Here is a 16,350-nt window from a genome sequence, read left to right as displayed (position 1 = left end):
GACAACTGTCATGCCCGCCGCCTACCGATGGAACTGCCGGATCGGTCTGCCTGCGAGCATGCGCACGAAGAGTACGGCGAAACGCAAGTGGGCCAGTGCCTCTCGCTTCGTGAAGGCCACCGACCACACCGTTTTCGTGCCCGCCGCGGGCAGCGGACGATGGTCGAATCGATCCGCCAGCCAGTTCATGGTGACCGGCGCGCCGATGAACAACAGCGGCATATGCAGGCTGAGGCGGTCGCGCAGATAGTGCACATGCGCGCCGCGGACGGTGTAGCGGGCAACGTGCTGGTCGATATCGTCGACGGCGATGAGCTCATCGTTTACGCCCTGGATGACCAGCATCGGCATGGCGGGCGCCTGCACACCGGGACGGATATCGGCCATGATCTGCTGGAGGCCGGGTTCGGCGAGCAGGTCGGCGAAGGTGCGGTGGCTGTAGTCGTCGACGTTTTTGCCCATCAAGCGGAACAGCAGATGCAGTGTGGTCCGCGATTCGGCATCGGTGAGCAGATCGAGGAATTCGGTCTTCACATGAGCGCGCAGGATGCGATCCAGATCCGCGTAGGCGCGGCGCAGTCCCGCCACGCACACCGTCGAAAAACCGGCGAAGAAGGTGCCGTTCAACCGCGCGAAGGCCGAACCTGGATCGCCGACCGGTGAGCCGGCGACCGCGCCGACGATATCGAGTTCCGGTGCGTATTGGGCGGCCAGTTCCGCGGCCCATGCCGTGGCGAGGCCGCCGCCCGAATAACCCCACAGCGCAACGGGAGTCGCCTCGCTCAGGCCGAGCGGTGCAAAGCGCAGGCTGGCCCGGATGGCGTCGAGGGATCGGTAGCCGGGTTCGCGCGGCACCCCGAAATGTCCGGCCAGCCCGCCGTGATCGGGCACCGAGATCGCCCAGCCGCGGGCCAGTGCGTAGGTGATGACGGGTAGTTCGATCTGCGGAATCGAGCCGAGTGCCCGCGCGCCGCGCCGCAGTGCGTACGAAGGCAGACATTTCGAGCTGACGCCGTCGATGGCGCACTGGAACGAGACCAGCGGCCGCGTCTCGCGCGGGTCGGCGCCCCACGGCAGCAGCACCGTGGTCACCGCCGCCTCCGCGCTGCCGTGGAAGTTGCTGGTGCGGTACAGCAGCTGCCAGGCCGAAAACCTCAGTGGCACACGGCCGAACAGCGCCAGCTCGACCTTGCGTGTCCGCAGGATGGTGCCGGGGGCGAAGCGTGCGAATCCGGCGGGCGGCCGATAGAACCGATCCAGCTCCGGCTGTAGCGGCCGACCAGAACGAAACATTTCGGCAATCGGGTGCGCCGATTCCCTTCCGGCGTCGGCCTGCACGCTCATTCCTGTACATCCTTTCGAGGGTGCACCGGCACGGTGTTTTATTTGAATTGACGCCGGAATACCGATACTCAACGTAGCAATGCGGGGGTGGGAAGATAATTGTCCCAAAACACAATTGCGGAGGGTGTTTTTCTCCGGCCTGCGGTGTTGACGGTGACCGCCGTCACCCGGTAGGACATGAGAACACGCAGGTGAGCAGCGTCATGCGAGGGGTCTGCTGTCACTGCACGCGGACGAGAAGAATCCGCGGAAATCTTGTGTTCGGAGACAAAGACCGAGCGCTTACTAGATTTATCGATAAATGGCATCGTTGGGTAACGTGCAAGTCATGTCCGTTGTTCTGCCCCCGCTGTCCGGAGACGCGCCGATAATCGCCCGACTGGTCCGTCGGTTACCCGAAATCGCCGAACGCATGCTCGAGGCGGGCCTGGGCTCGACGCCACCGGCCGCGGATCTGCCGGACGGGCATTTCACCGGCGAGGTGCTACCCGCGATCGCCGGATGCGGCCAGGCTTTCCTGCGCGCGACCCAGGAGCAGCGGGTGTTCACCGGAGCCGAGGTGATCGAATTCGTCGGCCCGGTCGCCGAGCGGCATGCCGAGGACCGAATTCCGTTGGGGCTGTTGATGCATGCCGTCCATGGCTCCGGTCAGGTGATCCTGCAGGAGGCGGCGGCGGTGGCCACGCCGGAGGATATGAACGATCTGATCGCCTTCGGCGCTCGGCTGCTCGATCTGCTGCGGGATATCAATGTCGCGGTAGTGGAGGCGTATACCGATGTGGAGCAGTCGATCTACCACGCCGAACGTGAGGCGCGCCGGGCGCTGTGCTCGGCCCTGCTGCGTGGCCAGCCCGCGGAGGAACTGGCGGCGCGCGCGGATGTCGTTCTCGCGGAACGCTATACGGTGCTCGCCATCCATATCCGCTCGGACGACCATCCGATCGTGGTCGCCGATCTGCTCACCCGTCGCCGAATCCGGGTGCTGCAGCGGGCATTGGACGGAATTGCCGGAACCAAGGCATTGAGCACGTTCGACGGCACGACCGGAATCGCGCTGCTGCCGAGCGGATCCGAATCCAAGGTGTATGAGCGGCTGGCCGCCGAACTCACCGGACAGTTCGGCGTCGACGTCTTCCTGGCCGAGCGTCGCGCGGTCGAACGGGATCTGCTCCCGCATGCGGTGCAGGAGGCGACCGATCTGGCCGAACTGGCCCGGTTGCTCAACCGGCCGAGCGGACTGTACGACCTGGATGATCTGCTGCTCGAGTATCAGCTGACCCGGCCGGGCCCGGCACGGGACCGACTGTCGGACCGCATTGCCCCGCTGCTGTTGCGCTCGCACCTGTTCGAGGCGCTGGAAGCGCATCTGCGGCACGGGTCCGATCGCAAGGCGGCTGCCGCCGAAGTGCATGTGCACCCCAATACTTTCAGCTACCGGCTCAAGCGCATCGCCGAACTCACCGGTATCGATCCGAGTGAGCCCAACGGCTCGCGGCTGCTGGCGGCGGCGCTCACGGTGCATCGCTTCTATCCGGTGGCTGAGGCGGCGGAGGTTGTCGAGGGGGACTGATCGGCCTTGGCGCGGGCACATCAGGCCCTGGCCACGCAACATGGCATCGAGGCCTGCTCGGATCCGCACTGAGGTATCTCCGAGGTGGCACCGCTGCCGCTGACACCCGTGCCGGGATGAACCGTGCACCGCGCTGAACCGTGAGGTGAGGGAGATACTTGGGCCGCAACCGTCGCCGCGGTCACGAACTCCGGGAGTTGCCTCATGTCGACGATCAACGGGTTACCCGCCCACATACTGCTGGTGCACGTCATCGTGGTCTTCGTACCGCTGACCGCGGCGCTGCTCATCTTGTCGGCGGTATGGCCCGCGGCCCGTCGGCGGCTGATCTGGCTGGTCACGGCGCTTGCCGCGATCACCGTAGCCCTGACACCGATGACGACCGAGGCAGGGGAGTGGCTCCAGCACAAGCTCGGCGGATCCCCGGCCATCGATAAGCATGCCGACCTCGGCAACACGATGATCTACTTCGTGGTGCCGCTACTGCTCGTCACGGCGTTGCTCATCGTCGTCCACCTGCGCGACGAGCGTGGGCGTCCGGTGGGGCGCGTGGTCACCGTGGTGGCTGCGGTATTGGCGATCGCCGCAGGCGGTGCGGCGACCACCCAGGTGTACCGCGTGGGGGACTCCGGCTCGCATGCGGTGTGGGGTGCCCAAGCGCTTTAGCGTCCAAAGCTGAAGTTGTCCAATGCAACTCGCGTAGCTTTCGAGGATGACTGGCTAGCCGCCGTGCGGAGGGACGAGACCGTGCTTGTGTGCGTAGACGACAGCGTGAATGCGGTCGCGCACACCGAGTTTCGCGAGTACTCGGGATACGTGTGTTTTGACCGTTTCTTCGCCGACGCCGAGTGCCGCGGCGATTTCGGCATTGCTGCGCGCATCGGCCAAGAGCAGCAGAACTTCTCGCTCGCGCGCGGTGAGTTGTGCCACCTCGGGCGGGGTGTCGGGCGGGGCGAGCGTGCCCGCGAACCGCGAGATCAACCGTCGAGTCATCGACGGATCGATCAGGGCGTCACCGCGGGCCGCGATCCGGATGGCGGCCACCAGTTCCTCCGGCGGCAGGCTTTTCAGTAGGAACCCGCTGGCCCCCGCCTGCAGTGCGCGATAGAGGTTGGCATCGCTGTCGTAGGTGGTGAGTACGAGGACACGGGTGCCGCCCGCCGCGACAATCGCCGCGGTTGCCGCAAGTCCGTCCAGCTTCGGCATGCGCACATCCAGAATCGCAACATCCGGGCGCAGCCGCGTGGTTTCGGTGATGGCGCTGCGGCCGTCGCCGACCTCGGCGACGCATTCGAGATCGGTCTGACTGTCGACGACCGCGCGCAGTCCGGAACGGAACATGCTGTGGTCGTCGGCGATCAATACGCGGACCGGTGCGTTCACGAACCTCCGATCGGCAGGGAAACCCTGGTGTGCCAATCGTTTTGCGCCTCGTCCGGACCGAATCGCAGTTCGCCGCCGAATAATTCGGCGCGTTGGCGAATACCGCCGAGGCCACGGTGCTCCGTTGTATCGCCCACTACGGCGGTGTCGGCGAGCGGATTGATCGACTCCAGCACCACCCGGTTCGGCTGATAGTCCACGATCAGCTGTGCGTGCGCGCCGTCGCCGTGGCGCAGCGCATTGGTCAGCATCTCCTGCACGATGCGATACAGCGTCAGATTCAGCGAATCCGGCAGCTCGACGGCCGCACCGCGCACGGTGAATTCAATGGCCAGACCGGCCGCGCGTACCCGCTCCAGCAGATCCTCGATATCGGCGAGTCCGGGCTGTCGCTGGCCGTCCTCCTCGCGCCCGTGTAGCAGATCGAGCTGGCGGCGCAGGTCGACCATGGCCGCGCGGCTACTCGATTCCACCGCGGTCAGCGATCGAGTGGCGGCGGCATTCCCGGTGTCGGCCATGGCGATTCGGGCCGCACCGGCGTGGATGCCGATGGCACTGACATGATGGGAGATCACATCGTGCAGATCCCTGGCAATGGCGGCGCGTTCCTCGGCGACGGCACGGGCGAGTGCGGTCCGCTTGTCCTGTTCGCGCAATTTGGCCTGCTGCTCGAGGTCGGCGATATACGCGCCGCGCGCTGCCGTATATCGGCCGACCAGCCACGGCACCACACCGACCGATACCGTCGACGCCAGCAGCAGCCGCCAATCGTGCGAGGTATTGCTGCTGATCAGCAGATGCGCGCTCGCGAAGCCCGCGGACATCGCGGTGACGGTCAGCACCGATTTCGGACCGACCATCCAGGCGCCCGCCCGATATCCCGCCACCAGGAATCCGACATCGGCGAAGCGTGCCGCGAAGCCGTGCCGGTGCAGCATCAGGGCCTCGGCCAGTCGCAGCGCCACCTGGATCAAGGCCACGGCACCGGCGGTGCGCGGCGGCGCGGCCAGTGCGAGATCGGCCGCGACGATGGCGATCAGCACCGCGGTGGCCTGCCACGGGGCCACCGCGAAGATCCCGTTCAACGTCAACATCGCGGCATCGACCGCAGCCGCCGCCCCAGCGACCACCAGCGATTGGCGGGCCAGCGATCTGCTCACATCCAACAGTTCGCACCACCTTCGCGCAGTCCGGGTCGAGCCGTCCGCGGGCGATCCTACCCAGCGTTCGCCCGTATTCCTCGGACCGAACTCTGCCCGGGCGCCGGCCGCGGCGCATCCCCCGCCCGGGGGATCGCGAATCCCTCGTCAGCGCGATGTTTGCCCAGGCCAGCGCCCGTAACGTGGTGGAGCAGCAGAGCGGAGGAGTCATCGTGATCGGTGCGCAGTTATTCATCTACGCCTTACCGGCGTTCGCCGTACTCATGTTCGTGGAGTGGATCGACTATCGCCGCGATCCGGATCGTCCGGCCAACGGTCATTCCGGACGGGATATGGCCTCCAACGTCGCAACCTATCTGCTCGGCCGATTCCTGAAGCCGGTGCTGCAGTATCTGATTCCGTTCTCGGCGGTGGTGGCCGCGGCCGCGATCACTCCGCTGCACCTGTCGCCGACCGCGTGGTGGGTGTGGGTGCTCGGGCTGGTGGTCACCGACTTCTGCTACTACTGGGCCCACCGCGCCGACCATCGGGTGCGGCTGCTGTGGACCTCGCACAGCGTCCACCACTCCAGTCAGTACTTCAATCTGTCCACCGCCATCCGCCTGCCGTGGGTGCATCCGGCGGCCACCATCGTGCGCGGATTCGCCTGGGTCCCAGCGGCTTTGATCGGCCTGCCCGCGTGGATGATCTTCCTGCTGCAGACCATCGGGCTGCTCTATCAGTTTCCGATCCACACCCAGCGCATCCGGACCCTGCCGCGCCCGATCGAGTTCTTGTTCAACACCCCGGCTCACCACCGTATCCATCACGGTTCGAACCAGCCGTATATCGATAAGAACTACGGCGGCGTCCTCATCATCTGGGACCGGCTTTTCGGCAGCTTCGCCGCGGAGAGCGAACCTATCCGCTACGGCCTCACCAAGAACATCGGCACCGACAACCCGCTGAAGGTCAACTATCACGAGCTCGGTGCGCTGATCAGCGATGTGCGCCATGCGAATACGTGGCGTGGGCGGCTCGGTTACATCTTCGGGCCGCCCGGTTGGTCCGAAGCGGCGCAGACCGATGAGGTCGTACCCGAACCGGCACGCGAGGGATCGATCGCCGCATAGCTTCGTCGCGATGGCCGCGGCGGCTTACCGTCGCCGCGGACCACCGCTAGATCGGGTGAATGAATATGCGGATAGCGGTGATTCGGCGACTGTCAGGGGCGAAGTCGACGAAGGCGACACCTTGGGCCGAGTCCAGCCGGACGCTGGCGCTCACCGTGCGTCCGGCGGCGATCAGCTTGTACCACTGCATATTCCGAGCCCGATTGGTGAACTCCTCCAGCGAAATCCGGGTTCCGGCCGGAAGTTCGATAACCGTGCGCTCGCTGAGCAGGCGACGGACGCGCGAGATATCCGTGGCCGCCGCGGCCGAGAACACCTGGGCGGCAGCGCGTTTGCCCGATCGGCCGATACCGCGCAGCGCCTGCATCATGCCGAGCATGCCGTCGAAGCCCTGATTCGCGATCAGCTGCGGACCCAATTTCAGCGCCGCACCGAGTCCGGGCAGTCCGGTGCGCAGTAACTGCACGATCATCGCGGCCAACTCCCAATGAGCGGCCAGCCCGGTGATCTTCCACACGCCGTCTTCCTCGACGAGGTCGTAGCGTAGGTGCATGGGTACCGCGACGGTGGCGCCGGTCGACATGGTGGTGCGGATCAGTAGGTCGCGGACCACGGTGGACGGGCCGACGAAGTCGTGGTCGACCCGGAAGGCGATGGTGTTGGGGCCGATGAAGGTGTCGTAGAACCGTTCGATCGCCGCGCGGCCGATATGCGGGCGGGAACCGACCGGATCATTGACGGTGGCATCGGCGGTGAACAGGTCGACCCAGGCCGCCTTGTCGTGTGCCGCCACCGCACGCGGTGACGCCTGGACGGCCGCGATCAGGTCTTCGGCTGTCGAATCCAGCGGCATGACAATTCCTCCTAGCTACTGCGTCACATGGTAGAACATGTTCTAATTTCGGCGCCGGGGGTTCGGTAAGAAGTGCTCGGCGCCCTGCTCGACAAGGACGCCTATGGACTGGTATACCGGCAACACCGCCTACGACACGGTGCTGACGATCGGCTTCGCCTTCGCGGCATTCGTGCTGATCGGTGGCCTTTTCGCACAGAGTCCCTATGGCCGTTTCGGCACCACCAAGATGGGCTTCAACCTCAATCCCAAGCTCGGCTGGTGGTTGATGGAGATTCCCGCGACGGTTGTCTTCGCGGTGTTCTATCTAACCGGCCCCGACCGCTTCGAGCCGACAGCGCTGGTGCTCGCGGCCATCTGGCTGCTGCACTACGGCAACCGCGGCTGGTTCTTCCCGCTGTCGATCCGACAGGTCCCGGGCAAGCGCAGCAGCTTCAATGTCTCGGTGATCGCCGCGGGCATGTTCGTCACAGCGCTGCACGGCTACCTCAACGGCGCCCTCTTCAGCCACGACTACCTGCACCAATACGGCACCGACTGGCTGATCGATCCGCGCTTCCTGACCGGTCTGGTCATCTACCTCGGCGGCTTCGCGCTGCTGGTCAGCTCCGAGTCGATCGTGCGCAATCTGCGCGATAAAGACAATCCGGGTGCCACCGAATACCGCATCCCGCACGGCGCGGGCTTCCGCTTCGTCAGCAGCCCCGCGTATCTCGCCGAGCTGATCGCCTGGGCCGGGTTCGCCCTGCTCACCTGGTCCCTGGCGGGTGTGGTGATCTTCTTGATCACTGCGGGGAATCTGGTGCCGCGCGCATTCGCGACGCACAAGTGGTATCGCGAGAAGTTCGCCGACTATCCGGCCGATCGAAAGGCATTGATTCCCTTCGTTATCTGAGGCGTCATACAGTGACGTGATGGCGATCATCGATGCGTGGGCCCAGCATCCGACGGTACGGCTGCTCCAGCACGAAATGCTGGACTCGCTGCGTCGCTGGACCGGCGACACCATCCCGGACCAGCCGCCGCCGGTCTCGACGACGCTCGCCGCCATGGACGCGGGCGGTGTCGATACCGCATTGATCAGCGCCTGGTATGGGCCGGAGGGCGTGCTGATCTCCAACGACGAGGTGGCCGGATTCGTCGCGGAATCCGGTGGGCGCTTGGTCGGCGTCGCATCGGTGGATCTGCGCAAGCCGATGGTCGCGGTGCGCGAACTCCGTCGTGCGGTCACCGAGCTCGGTATGAAGGCGCTGCGGATCGTGCCGTGGCTGTGGGGACTGCCGCCGAACGACCGGCGCTACTACCCGCTCTATGCCGAATGCGTCGACCTCGGCATCCCGTTCTGTACGCAGGTCGGGCACACCGGCCCGCTGCGTACCTCCGAAACCGGCCGGCCGATTCCATATCTCGACGATGTCGCACTGGAGTTCCCCGAACTTGTCATCGTCGGCGGGCACATCGGCTATCCGTGGACCACCGAAATGATCGCGATGGCGACGAAATACCCGAACGTCTACATCGACACCTCCGCCTACACGGTGCGCAGATACCCGCCAGAGCTGGTGACGTACCTGAAGTCGCACGGCCGCGGCAAGGTCCTCTTCGGCACCAACTACCCGATGATCCCGCCGCAGCGCGCGCTTGCAGGCCTCGACGACCTCGGCCTGGACGACGAATGCCGCGACCTGTTCCTCTCCGGCAACGCCACCCGCATCTTCGGCCTTGCCGAGTCCGACTAGCACTGCGGCGGTCGCATATCCACCTCGCACAAGCTATGGGCCTGGCGTGATGCGCACAGGCTATGCGATCGGTATGTCGGTGAAGGATGGTGAGCTGAATTCCACTGTCGAGCCCAGCGGGGTAGCGCTGAGGTAGAGGGTGGGGTCCCGGTGACACACCGTTGCGCGCGGTTAACCCGGCGACCGGGTCGGGCGATACTCTCCAGTGAAGCCCCGGACCATCCCCTTCGGCCCGGGGCTTCACCAAGCATCGGGACACAGTGCATGGCACGCTGGCGTCCGTGTCTGAATCGCCGAATCTCATAGGTCAGGGCCGGATTGCGTCGGTACTGCGTTTTGCGACCGAGCTCATCGCCTGGATCGCGACACCATGGGCGCTGGCCGGGAATTCGGTTGTGCTAGCTGTGCTTTCGGTGGTTGTCCTGATCGGGCTGCCGACCGTGTTCGCCACGCCCGGTGACAAGAAACAGGTGCTCGTCGCTGTGCCGGGGTGGGGCACCATCGCGCTGGTAGTGCTGCAACTTGTCGCGGCGGTCATCGCCTCCTGGCTGGCCTGGCCGGTCTGGCTCGCCGTCCTCGTCAGTGTGCTGGCGGTGCTCACGGTGATCGCGGAGCTGCCGCGCTGGCGCTGGCTGTGGCGAGCGGGCGGGCGGAAGCTCGCGGAACCGGTCTAGAACTCGCCGCTGGTGGCCGGGTCGGCCAGCGCGCCCTCCGCGGTCCGTAGTCGGTCGGTGAGTGCCGTGAGCAGGTCCATGGACTCGGTGGATAGTCCGAGCGCCAGCTGTACCAGGCGGCGTAGTGGCGGGCTCTTGATCTGATCAGCCACCAGAAGGTCGTGGTCACCAGGTCTATCGAGGTAGTCGAGATTCACGGCGCGGTTCTCACAATCTGTCAGCTGCATCCGGATTACCCGTCGCTCCCGCGGTTACTCGCGCTATGCAGGTACGGCCATCGGACCTCGATGCGCAGGTCATCCGGTTCGAACACCCCGGCACTGTGACACACATCGCACAGATCCCTTCGCTGTGCCGTGGTCGAATGTTTCGCGGTTGATCATGGACATTAGCGTCTAATATTCCGGCAAGCGGAGACTACCCCTCCGATCGACCCTACGAAGGGCAGAACAGTGGCGTTCGCGGACTATCAGAACGAGATCTACTTCGCGGCGCTCGGTGGGCACGCGCCGGAGTTCCCGATGGACTACGCGACGCTCGAGGCGAAGGCCTCGGCTGCACTGCCCGCAACGCTGTACTCCTATATCGCGGGCGGAGCCGGTGACGAGCTGACCCAGCGGCGCAATGTCGAGGCCTTCGAGGACTGGGGTGTGGTCCCGCGGATGCTCGTCGGTGCGACGGAGCGTGACCTGTCGGTGCACGCCTGGGGGCTCACCTTTGCCAGCCCGATCTTCATGTCCCCGGTCGGCGTGATCGGCTTGGTCGGCGATAAGCACGGCGATATCGCGGTCGCCGAGGCGGCGGCGAAATCCGGTGTGCCCGCGGTCTTCTCGACGCTCATGGAGGATCCGCTGGAGGATGTCATCGATCACGCCGGTGCGACGCCGAGCTTCTTCCAGCTGTATACGCCGAAGAATCGCGACCTGGCCGCGAGTCTGGTGAGCCGGGCCGAGGCGGCCGGATATCGCGGCATAGCGGTCACCTTGGACAGCTGGGTTCCGGGCTGGCGGCCGCGTGATCTGTCGATCGGGAACTTTCCGCAGCTGCGCGGGCACGTGCTGAAGAACTACACCTCCGATCCTGTTTTCCAGAAGATGGTCGGTTCGGACGATCCGCAGTCCATCGTGCTGCACTGGGTGCAGACCTTCGGAAATTCGCTCACCTGGGACGACCTCGAGTGGCTCCGATCGCTGACCGAACTGCCGATCGTCCTCAAGGGCATCTCCCATCCCGAGGACGCGCGCCGCGCGATCGATGCGGGCGTCGACGGCATCTTCTGCTCGAATCACGGTGGGCGCCAAGCCAATGGCGGTCTGAGTTCGCTGGAGACGCTGCCCGGGGTGGTCGAAGCCGTCGCCGACCGGGTGCCGGTGCTGTTCGATTCCGGTGTGCGCTCGGGCAGCGACGTCATCAAGGCGCTCGGCCTGGGGGCGACGATGGTCGGCATCGGCCGCCCGTACGTGTACGGCCTTGCGCTGGGCGGGGTTTCGGGTCTGGTGCACGTGCTGCGGATGATTCTGGCGGAGGCCGATCTGCTCATGGCGGTCAACGGCTATCCGGATATCGCGGCGGTGCGCGAGAATATCCGGCCGAGGCGCTGAATCACGGTGTCATCAGGCTGATCAGGAATCGGGTCAGTACCTCGGTGATCCCGGCGAGGTCGGTCTGCTCGTCGCCGGTGCTCCACTGGTGTACCAGGGCGAGCAGTGCGCCGAAATATCCGGTCACGGCGGTGTGAAACCCACCGGGTGGCACGAAATCGGGTCCGAGCGCCTGCCGCATCTGGTCCTCGAGGAAGTCCATCCACAGCGCCCGCTGCTCCATCCTGCGCTGCTCGACCCGCTCACCGACCCCGACGACCTCCACATGCGCGATCCGGGCTACGCGCGGGTCCCGCCCGATCGACTCCGCATAGGCCCGCACCGCCGCCTGCGCCAGACCGACCGCATCACCAGATGTCGCCGCCGCGTCCGTCGCGGCGGTGACCGCCTGCCTGGCCTCGGTCTGGATCCGGTCGTAAACCGCGATCAACAGATCCTCGCGGTTCTCGAAATGCTCATAGAACTGGCTGCGCGCCAGTCCGGCTGTCCGGCACAGCGCGGTAATCGAACTGTTCTGATACCCGCTCTCCCCGAATACCGTGACCGCGGCGGCCAGAAACTGCTCTCGCCGCTGCGCACGGCGGTCGGCGACGGGCCGTCCGTCGTACATCCGCGATGAGCCGCCAGCAGTCATCCGAGGACAGTACCGGTCTTGCCGAGCGGTGTGCGCCGCACGCGGAGTGCCACTACCGTGGGGCGGCGAATCCGGACCCGATCGCTGGGAGATGAGCGTGCCTGTATCGACGATCGAGAATGCGGCGGCGCCGACCGCGGCACCGACCGAGCCCGAACGCCGCACCATCCCCACCGCCGCGTTCTGGGTGATCTCGGTCCTCGGGACGGTCGCCGGTGTGTACTACATCCACCAGGTGCGCGAAACGATGCAGGTGATGATGCACCTGATGGATCTGAGCGTCTATCAGATCGCCGGGCACCGGGTGGTCGACGGCGCCTCCATCTACGACACGCCCCTGCTGGGCCACACCCGCGGTGTCTGGGAGTTCGTCTACACACCATTCGCCGCGCTGCTGTTCGTGCCGCTGGTCGATCTGCACGGTGACGTGTTCACCTACGTCGGCGCGTTCGGCAACTTCGCCATGTTGACCGCGTCGGTGTGGGCGGCGCTGTCGATGCTCGGCTATCGGCGCGATCTGCGGCTGGTGCTGCTGGGCGTGCCGATCGCCGGACTGCTGATGTGGTGCGAGCCGGTGCGCGAGACCATGGCCTTCGGTCAGATCAATATCTTCCTGCTGTTGCTGGTCATCGCCGACATGGCACTGCCGGATACGTCGCGCTGGAAGGGCGTGCTGACCGGGATTGCGGCGGGCATCAAGCTCACCCCCGCCTTCTTTGTGGTCTATCTGCTGGTCACCCGCAGGTATCGGGCCGCTGGGACGGCCATCGGTGCATTCGTGGCGACCGTTCTGATCGGTCTCGCGGCCATGCCCAAGGATTCGCTGACCTTCTGGAGCGGCGCATTCGCCGACCCCAAGCGGGTCGGTGTGCCGGAGAATCCACGCAACGAATCTCTGCGCGGCCTGCTCGCGCGGACCATCGGCGTCGATGGTGTGCACCAATTGCTCTGGCTGGCAGGCGCTTTCGCCGTCGCGGCGGCCTGCCTGTACCTGGCACGTCGGCTGTCGCTGACCGGATACGAACTACCCGCGGTGGTACTGGTCGGACTGACCACCACCGCGGTGTCCCCGTACAGCTGGGTCCATCACTGGGTCTGGCTCGCACCCCTGCTGGTCTACTTGGCCGATCTGACCTTGCGTGGGCGCGGCGTGGTCGCGTCGATCGGTCTTCTTATCGCCGTGGCGGTCGCATCGGGGGGCGTGATCGCTTTCTTCGACCCCACGATGAGCAGCATTTACGACTATCCCGCGGGAAGCCACGTCGCGACATTCGTCCACAACGGATACATCTGGCTCACGCTCGCATTGTTCGGTGCCGCCGCTGTTCAGCTGCGACGATCGGCACGTGACCTACCGGAAGCTGCGATGCGGTAACCAGCGTCAGGACTCCGACGCGGGAGCCTCCGCCGTGTGCTGTTCCGCGACCGCCGCGGCGTGTTTGGCGCCCGAACCCCAGCCGACGTGCAATTCGGAGCGCATGCGGTCGACCATATGCGGGTAGTGCAGCTCGAATGCAGGTCGCTCGGACCGGATTCGGGGCAGTTCGTAGAAGTTGTGCCGCGGCGGCGGGCAGGTGGTGGCCCACTCCAGCGAGTTGCCGTAACCCCACGGATCGTCGACGGTGACCACTTCGCCGTAGCGGTAGCTCTTGAACACGTTCCAGATGAACGGCAGCATCGACGCACCGAGGACGAAGGCGCCGATGGTGGAAACGGTGTTCAGCGCGGTGAATCCGTCGCCGGGCAGATAGTCGGCGTAGCGGCGCGGCATGCCTTCGGCACCCAGCCAGTGCTGCACCAGGAAGGTCAGGTGGAAGCCGACGAGTGTGGTCCAGAAGTGCCACTTGCCGAGGCGTTCGTCGAGCAGTCGGCCGGTCATCTTCGGGAACCAGAAATAGATGCCCGCGAACGTCGCGAACACGATGGTGCCGAAGAGCACGTAATGGAAGTGCGCGACTACGAAGTACGAGTCGGTCACGTGGAAGTCCAGCGGCGGGCTGGCCAGGATGACGCCGGACAGACCACCGAACAGGAACGTCACCAGGAAGCCGACCGAGAACAGCATCGGTGTCTCGAAGGTCAGCTGGCCGCGCCACATGGTGCCGATCCAGTTGAAGAACTTCACCCCGGTCGGGACGGCGATCAGGAAGGTCATGAACGAGAAGTACGGCAGCAGCACGGCGCCGGTGGCGTACATGTGGTGCGCCCACACCGCGATCGACAGCGCGCCTATGGACAGCGTCGCGTAAACCAGTGTGGTGTAACCGAATAGCGGCTTGCGGCTGAAGACCGGGAAGATCTCGGTGACGATCCCGAAGAACGGCAGCGCGACGATATAAACCTCGGGATGGCCGAAGAACCAGAACACGTGCTGCCACAGCAGGATGCCGCCAGTGGCCGGATCGTAGATATGCCCGCCGAGGTGCCGGTCGTAGGCCAGCGCCATCAGCGCGGCGGTCAGAATCGGGAAGGCGAGCAGGATCAGGATGCTGGTGACCAGGATATTCCAGGTGAATATCGGCATTCGGAACATGGTCATCCCGGGGGCCCGCAGGCAGATCACCGTGGTGATCATATTGACGCCGCCGAGGATGGTGCCGACACCGGAGACCGCCAAACCCATGATCCACAGATCCGCGCCGGCTCCCGGTGCGTGCTCGATGGTGCTCAGCGGGGTGTAACCGGTCCAGCCGAAGTCGGCGGCGCCGCCGGGCGTGACGAAGCCCGCCGTGGCGATGGTCGCGCCGAACAGGTACAGCCAGTAACTGAAGGCGTTGAGTCGGGGGAAGGCCACATCCGGCGCACCGATCTGCAGCGGCAGCACGCAGTTGGCGAAGCCGAACAGGATCGGCGTCGCATAGAACAGCAGCATGATCGTGCCGTGCATGGTGAACAGCTGGTTGAACTGTTCGGTCGACAGGAACTGCATACCTGGGCGGGCCAGCTCACCGCGCATCAGCAGCGCGATGAGACCACCGATGAAGAAGAATGTCATCGCGGTGGTCAGATACATGACCCCGAGCACCTTCGGATCGGTGGTCGTGATCATTTTCCAGAAATAGGAGCCCTTCGGCCCGACCCGCTGCGGATAGGGCCGAACTACCTCGAGTTGAGTAGTGGTACTCACGGGCCGTCGCCACCTTCCGATCGCCGAGCAGCCTTGTCCGGATTATGCGCCTTTTCGATCTCCGACGTGCGCGCTTTGCCCCATTGCCGCCGTCATGTCTGCTGCCACGGTATGAGTCCGGCTGCGACCACGGTGGGATGTGCGCCGGTCAGGCGCGCCGTAGCGTGGATTACGTCGATCGGTGACGTCGAAGCGCATGAAGAGCTTGATGCGATGGGCGATGTTGCACGGCACGCCGGGACAGTTCCTTCGGCCGCAGGCTGATCGCTGGGCGTGTTGCCCTCGGACCCGCAGACGGAGAATCCCGCGCGCAGTCGACCGGCTGAGCCGGTTTCGAGAGGACCGTCGATCTGATCGGCAATGGGGCGATGTTGCTGCATCAGCATTCGGACCAGCTCGAACTGCTGCGTGCCGATCCGGAACGCCGGCCCGGTGCGATCGAGGAGATGCTGTCGCTTCGACGGTCCGGTGTCGACGACGAGTCGAAGGGCCCTGTGCGACACCGAGATCGCCGGTGTGCGGATCGCCGAAGTGTGCACGCGGCCTGGCCCGGATGGAGGGCGCGATCGCCCTGCGGACTTTGTACCAGCGGTTCCCGGATCTTCGGATCGTGAGTGCCGCGCCGCACCATGAATTGACGAATTTGCGTGGCTACCAGCACATTCCGGTCACGCTCGGCTCCACCTGCACACAAGATCCGGTGTCGCTGTGAACGCCGCAAACGTTGGTGTGCTGCATATCACGAGTAACGGCTAACGCTTGGCTAACGATTGTTCGGGGTGTGGGGACGCGCATGGTCGCCGCATTCGGATCGAGCCGCACGGAGGGCATTGCCGATGGATACCGCAACGGCCCCAACGTTTTTCGAAGATGTCATCGAATCGCTGGACGCACTGCCCGGCTGCACCTTCCGCTTCGACAATGTGCCCTGCCGACATCGCGCCGAATGGCATATCCGCAAACGCCCGTGCTGCCACCGCAGCGGCGTCGACCTCATGTGCGACACCTGCTATTTCCGCATCCACGGTTTCTTCGCCATGGGCGTGCGATTCCGTTGCGCCGGTTGCGGTGCGCTCTCGGACACCTTCGGTGCCATGTACCCCGTCGCCGTCCGGCTGTGACGCCTGCCGGATCCGCGATGTGAGGTGCGTCG

16 protein-coding genes are annotated in these 16,350 nt (G+C 65.3%); 9 read left to right on the top strand and 7 right to left on the bottom strand.

Annotation, left to right across the window (positions count from 1 at the left end):
- Positions 1–21: 21 nt before the first annotated feature.
- On the bottom strand, positions 22–1,344 hold the full coding sequence (locus tag ACIBW7_RS37310) for a lipase family protein (protein WP_397054833.1): 1,323 nt from the start codon (positions 1,342–1,344) through the stop codon (positions 22–24).
- Positions 1,345–1,672: 328 nt separating this feature from the next.
- On the opposite strand from ACIBW7_RS37310, the gene ACIBW7_RS37305 reads away from it, so the two are divergent.
- Positions 1,673–2,914, top strand: coding sequence for a PucR family transcriptional regulator (locus ACIBW7_RS37305; RefSeq protein ID WP_397054831.1), 1,242 nt, complete (start codon positions 1,673–1,675; stop codon positions 2,912–2,914).
- Between the two features lie 204 nt (positions 2,915–3,118).
- A complete protein-coding gene (locus tag ACIBW7_RS37300; protein ID WP_397054829.1) occupies positions 3,119–3,580 on the top strand; it encodes a DUF2231 domain-containing protein in 462 nt (153 codons plus the stop codon).
- Between the two features lie 54 nt (positions 3,581–3,634).
- On the opposite strand, the gene ACIBW7_RS37295 is transcribed toward ACIBW7_RS37300, so the two are convergent.
- On the bottom strand, positions 3,635–4,297 hold the full coding sequence (locus ACIBW7_RS37295) for a response regulator (RefSeq protein ID WP_397054827.1): 663 nt from the start codon (positions 4,295–4,297) through the stop codon (positions 3,635–3,637).
- Complete coding sequence (locus ACIBW7_RS37290; RefSeq protein ID WP_397054877.1) at positions 4,294–5,457, bottom strand: sensor histidine kinase; 1,164 nt, start codon at positions 5,455–5,457, stop codon at positions 4,294–4,296. The genes ACIBW7_RS37295 and ACIBW7_RS37290 overlap by 4 nt, the downstream gene beginning before the upstream one ends.
- 212 nt (positions 5,458–5,669) lie before the next feature.
- On the opposite strand from ACIBW7_RS37290, the gene ACIBW7_RS37285 reads away from it, so the two are divergent.
- Positions 5,670–6,569 carry a sterol desaturase family protein gene (locus ACIBW7_RS37285; protein WP_397054825.1) on the top strand — a complete coding sequence of 300 codons (900 nt, stop codon included), beginning with the start codon at positions 5,670–5,672 and terminating at the stop codon, positions 6,567–6,569.
- A 46-nt stretch (positions 6,570–6,615) separates the two neighbouring features.
- Here the strand turns inward: ACIBW7_RS37285 and ACIBW7_RS37280 are convergent, their stop codons facing one another.
- Positions 6,616–7,422, bottom strand: coding sequence for an SgcJ/EcaC family oxidoreductase (locus ACIBW7_RS37280; protein WP_397054823.1), 807 nt, complete (start codon positions 7,420–7,422; stop codon positions 6,616–6,618).
- Positions 7,423–7,525: 103 nt separating this feature from the next.
- Between ACIBW7_RS37280 and ACIBW7_RS37275 the strand changes: the two genes are divergently transcribed.
- The 3 genes from ACIBW7_RS37275 (at position 7,526) to ACIBW7_RS37265 (ending at position 9,835) form a co-directional block, all read left to right on the top strand.
- Positions 7,526–8,317 (top strand): 3-oxo-5-alpha-steroid 4-dehydrogenase, encoded by a 792-nt coding sequence (locus ACIBW7_RS37275; RefSeq protein ID WP_397054821.1) that lies wholly within the window; start codon positions 7,526–7,528, stop codon positions 8,315–8,317.
- A gap of 19 nt (positions 8,318–8,336) precedes the next feature.
- Positions 8,337–9,161 (top strand): amidohydrolase family protein, encoded by an 825-nt coding sequence (locus ACIBW7_RS37270; RefSeq protein WP_397054819.1) that lies wholly within the window; start codon positions 8,337–8,339, stop codon positions 9,159–9,161.
- Positions 9,162–9,442: 281 nt separating this feature from the next.
- Positions 9,443–9,835 (top strand): hypothetical protein, encoded by a 393-nt coding sequence (locus tag ACIBW7_RS37265; protein WP_397054817.1) that lies wholly within the window; start codon positions 9,443–9,445, stop codon positions 9,833–9,835.
- Here ACIBW7_RS37265 and ACIBW7_RS37260 read toward each other — a convergent pair.
- On the bottom strand, positions 9,832–10,062 hold the full coding sequence (locus tag ACIBW7_RS37260) for a hypothetical protein (protein ID WP_397054815.1): 231 nt from the start codon (positions 10,060–10,062) through the stop codon (positions 9,832–9,834). The two genes, ACIBW7_RS37265 and ACIBW7_RS37260, sit on opposite strands and share 4 nt — an antisense overlap.
- Positions 10,063–10,287: 225 nt before the next feature.
- Between ACIBW7_RS37260 and ACIBW7_RS37255 the strand changes: the two genes are divergently transcribed.
- A complete protein-coding gene (locus ACIBW7_RS37255; RefSeq protein WP_397054813.1) occupies positions 10,288–11,436 on the top strand; it encodes an alpha-hydroxy-acid oxidizing protein in 1,149 nt (382 codons plus the stop codon).
- Between the two features lies 1 nt (position 11,437).
- On the opposite strand, the gene ACIBW7_RS37250 is transcribed toward ACIBW7_RS37255, so the two are convergent.
- Positions 11,438–12,070 (bottom strand): TetR/AcrR family transcriptional regulator, encoded by a 633-nt coding sequence (locus ACIBW7_RS37250; RefSeq protein ID WP_397054811.1) that lies wholly within the window; start codon positions 12,068–12,070, stop codon positions 11,438–11,440.
- Between the two features lie 91 nt (positions 12,071–12,161).
- Between ACIBW7_RS37250 and ACIBW7_RS37245 the strand changes: the two genes are divergently transcribed.
- Positions 12,162–13,445 (top strand): glycosyltransferase 87 family protein, encoded by a 1,284-nt coding sequence (locus tag ACIBW7_RS37245; protein WP_397054809.1) that lies wholly within the window; start codon positions 12,162–12,164, stop codon positions 13,443–13,445.
- A 6-nt stretch (positions 13,446–13,451) separates the two neighbouring features.
- On the opposite strand, the gene ctaD is transcribed toward ACIBW7_RS37245, so the two are convergent.
- Positions 13,452–15,197, bottom strand: coding sequence for a cytochrome c oxidase subunit I (gene ctaD, locus ACIBW7_RS37240; RefSeq protein WP_397054806.1), 1,746 nt, complete (start codon positions 15,195–15,197; stop codon positions 13,452–13,454).
- Between the two features lie 836 nt (positions 15,198–16,033).
- Here ctaD and ACIBW7_RS37235 point away from each other — a divergent pair.
- Positions 16,034–16,318 (top strand): hypothetical protein, encoded by a 285-nt coding sequence (locus ACIBW7_RS37235; RefSeq protein ID WP_397054804.1) that lies wholly within the window; start codon positions 16,034–16,036, stop codon positions 16,316–16,318.
- The last annotated feature ends 32 nt before the right edge of the window (positions 16,319–16,350 follow it).

This window comes from Nocardia sp. NPDC049526 (assembly GCF_044465765.1).
Classification (GTDB): domain Bacteria; phylum Actinomycetota; class Actinomycetes; order Mycobacteriales; family Mycobacteriaceae; genus Nocardia.
Note: the sequence above shows the minus strand (reverse complement) of the source record. Positions and strands in the feature narration are given on the sequence as shown.

Excerpts from the sequence above, each read along its gene's own strand:
- ACIBW7_RS37310 (WP_397054833.1), bottom strand. The coding sequence starts at position 1,344 with ATGAGCGTGCAGGCCGACGCCGGAAGGGAATCGGCGCACCCGATTGCC.
- ACIBW7_RS37305 (WP_397054831.1), top strand. The coding sequence starts at position 1,673 with ATGTCCGTTGTTCTGCCCCCGCTGTCCGGAGACGCGCCGATAATCGCC.
- ACIBW7_RS37300 (WP_397054829.1), top strand. The coding sequence starts at position 3,119 with ATGTCGACGATCAACGGGTTACCCGCCCACATACTGCTGGTGCACGTC.
- ACIBW7_RS37280 (WP_397054823.1), bottom strand. The coding sequence starts at position 7,422 with ATGCCGCTGGATTCGACAGCCGAAGACCTGATCGCGGCCGTCCAGGCG.
- ACIBW7_RS37275 (WP_397054821.1), top strand. The coding sequence starts at position 7,526 with ATGGACTGGTATACCGGCAACACCGCCTACGACACGGTGCTGACGATC.
- ACIBW7_RS37270 (WP_397054819.1), top strand. The coding sequence starts at position 8,337 with ATGGCGATCATCGATGCGTGGGCCCAGCATCCGACGGTACGGCTGCTC.
- ACIBW7_RS37260 (WP_397054815.1), bottom strand. The coding sequence starts at position 10,062 with ATGCAGCTGACAGATTGTGAGAACCGCGCCGTGAATCTCGACTACCTC.
- ACIBW7_RS37250 (WP_397054811.1), bottom strand. The coding sequence starts at position 12,070 with ATGACTGCTGGCGGCTCATCGCGGATGTACGACGGACGGCCCGTCGCC.
- ACIBW7_RS37245 (WP_397054809.1), top strand. The coding sequence starts at position 12,162 with ATGAGCGTGCCTGTATCGACGATCGAGAATGCGGCGGCGCCGACCGCG.
- ACIBW7_RS37235 (WP_397054804.1), top strand. The coding sequence starts at position 16,034 with ATGGATACCGCAACGGCCCCAACGTTTTTCGAAGATGTCATCGAATCG.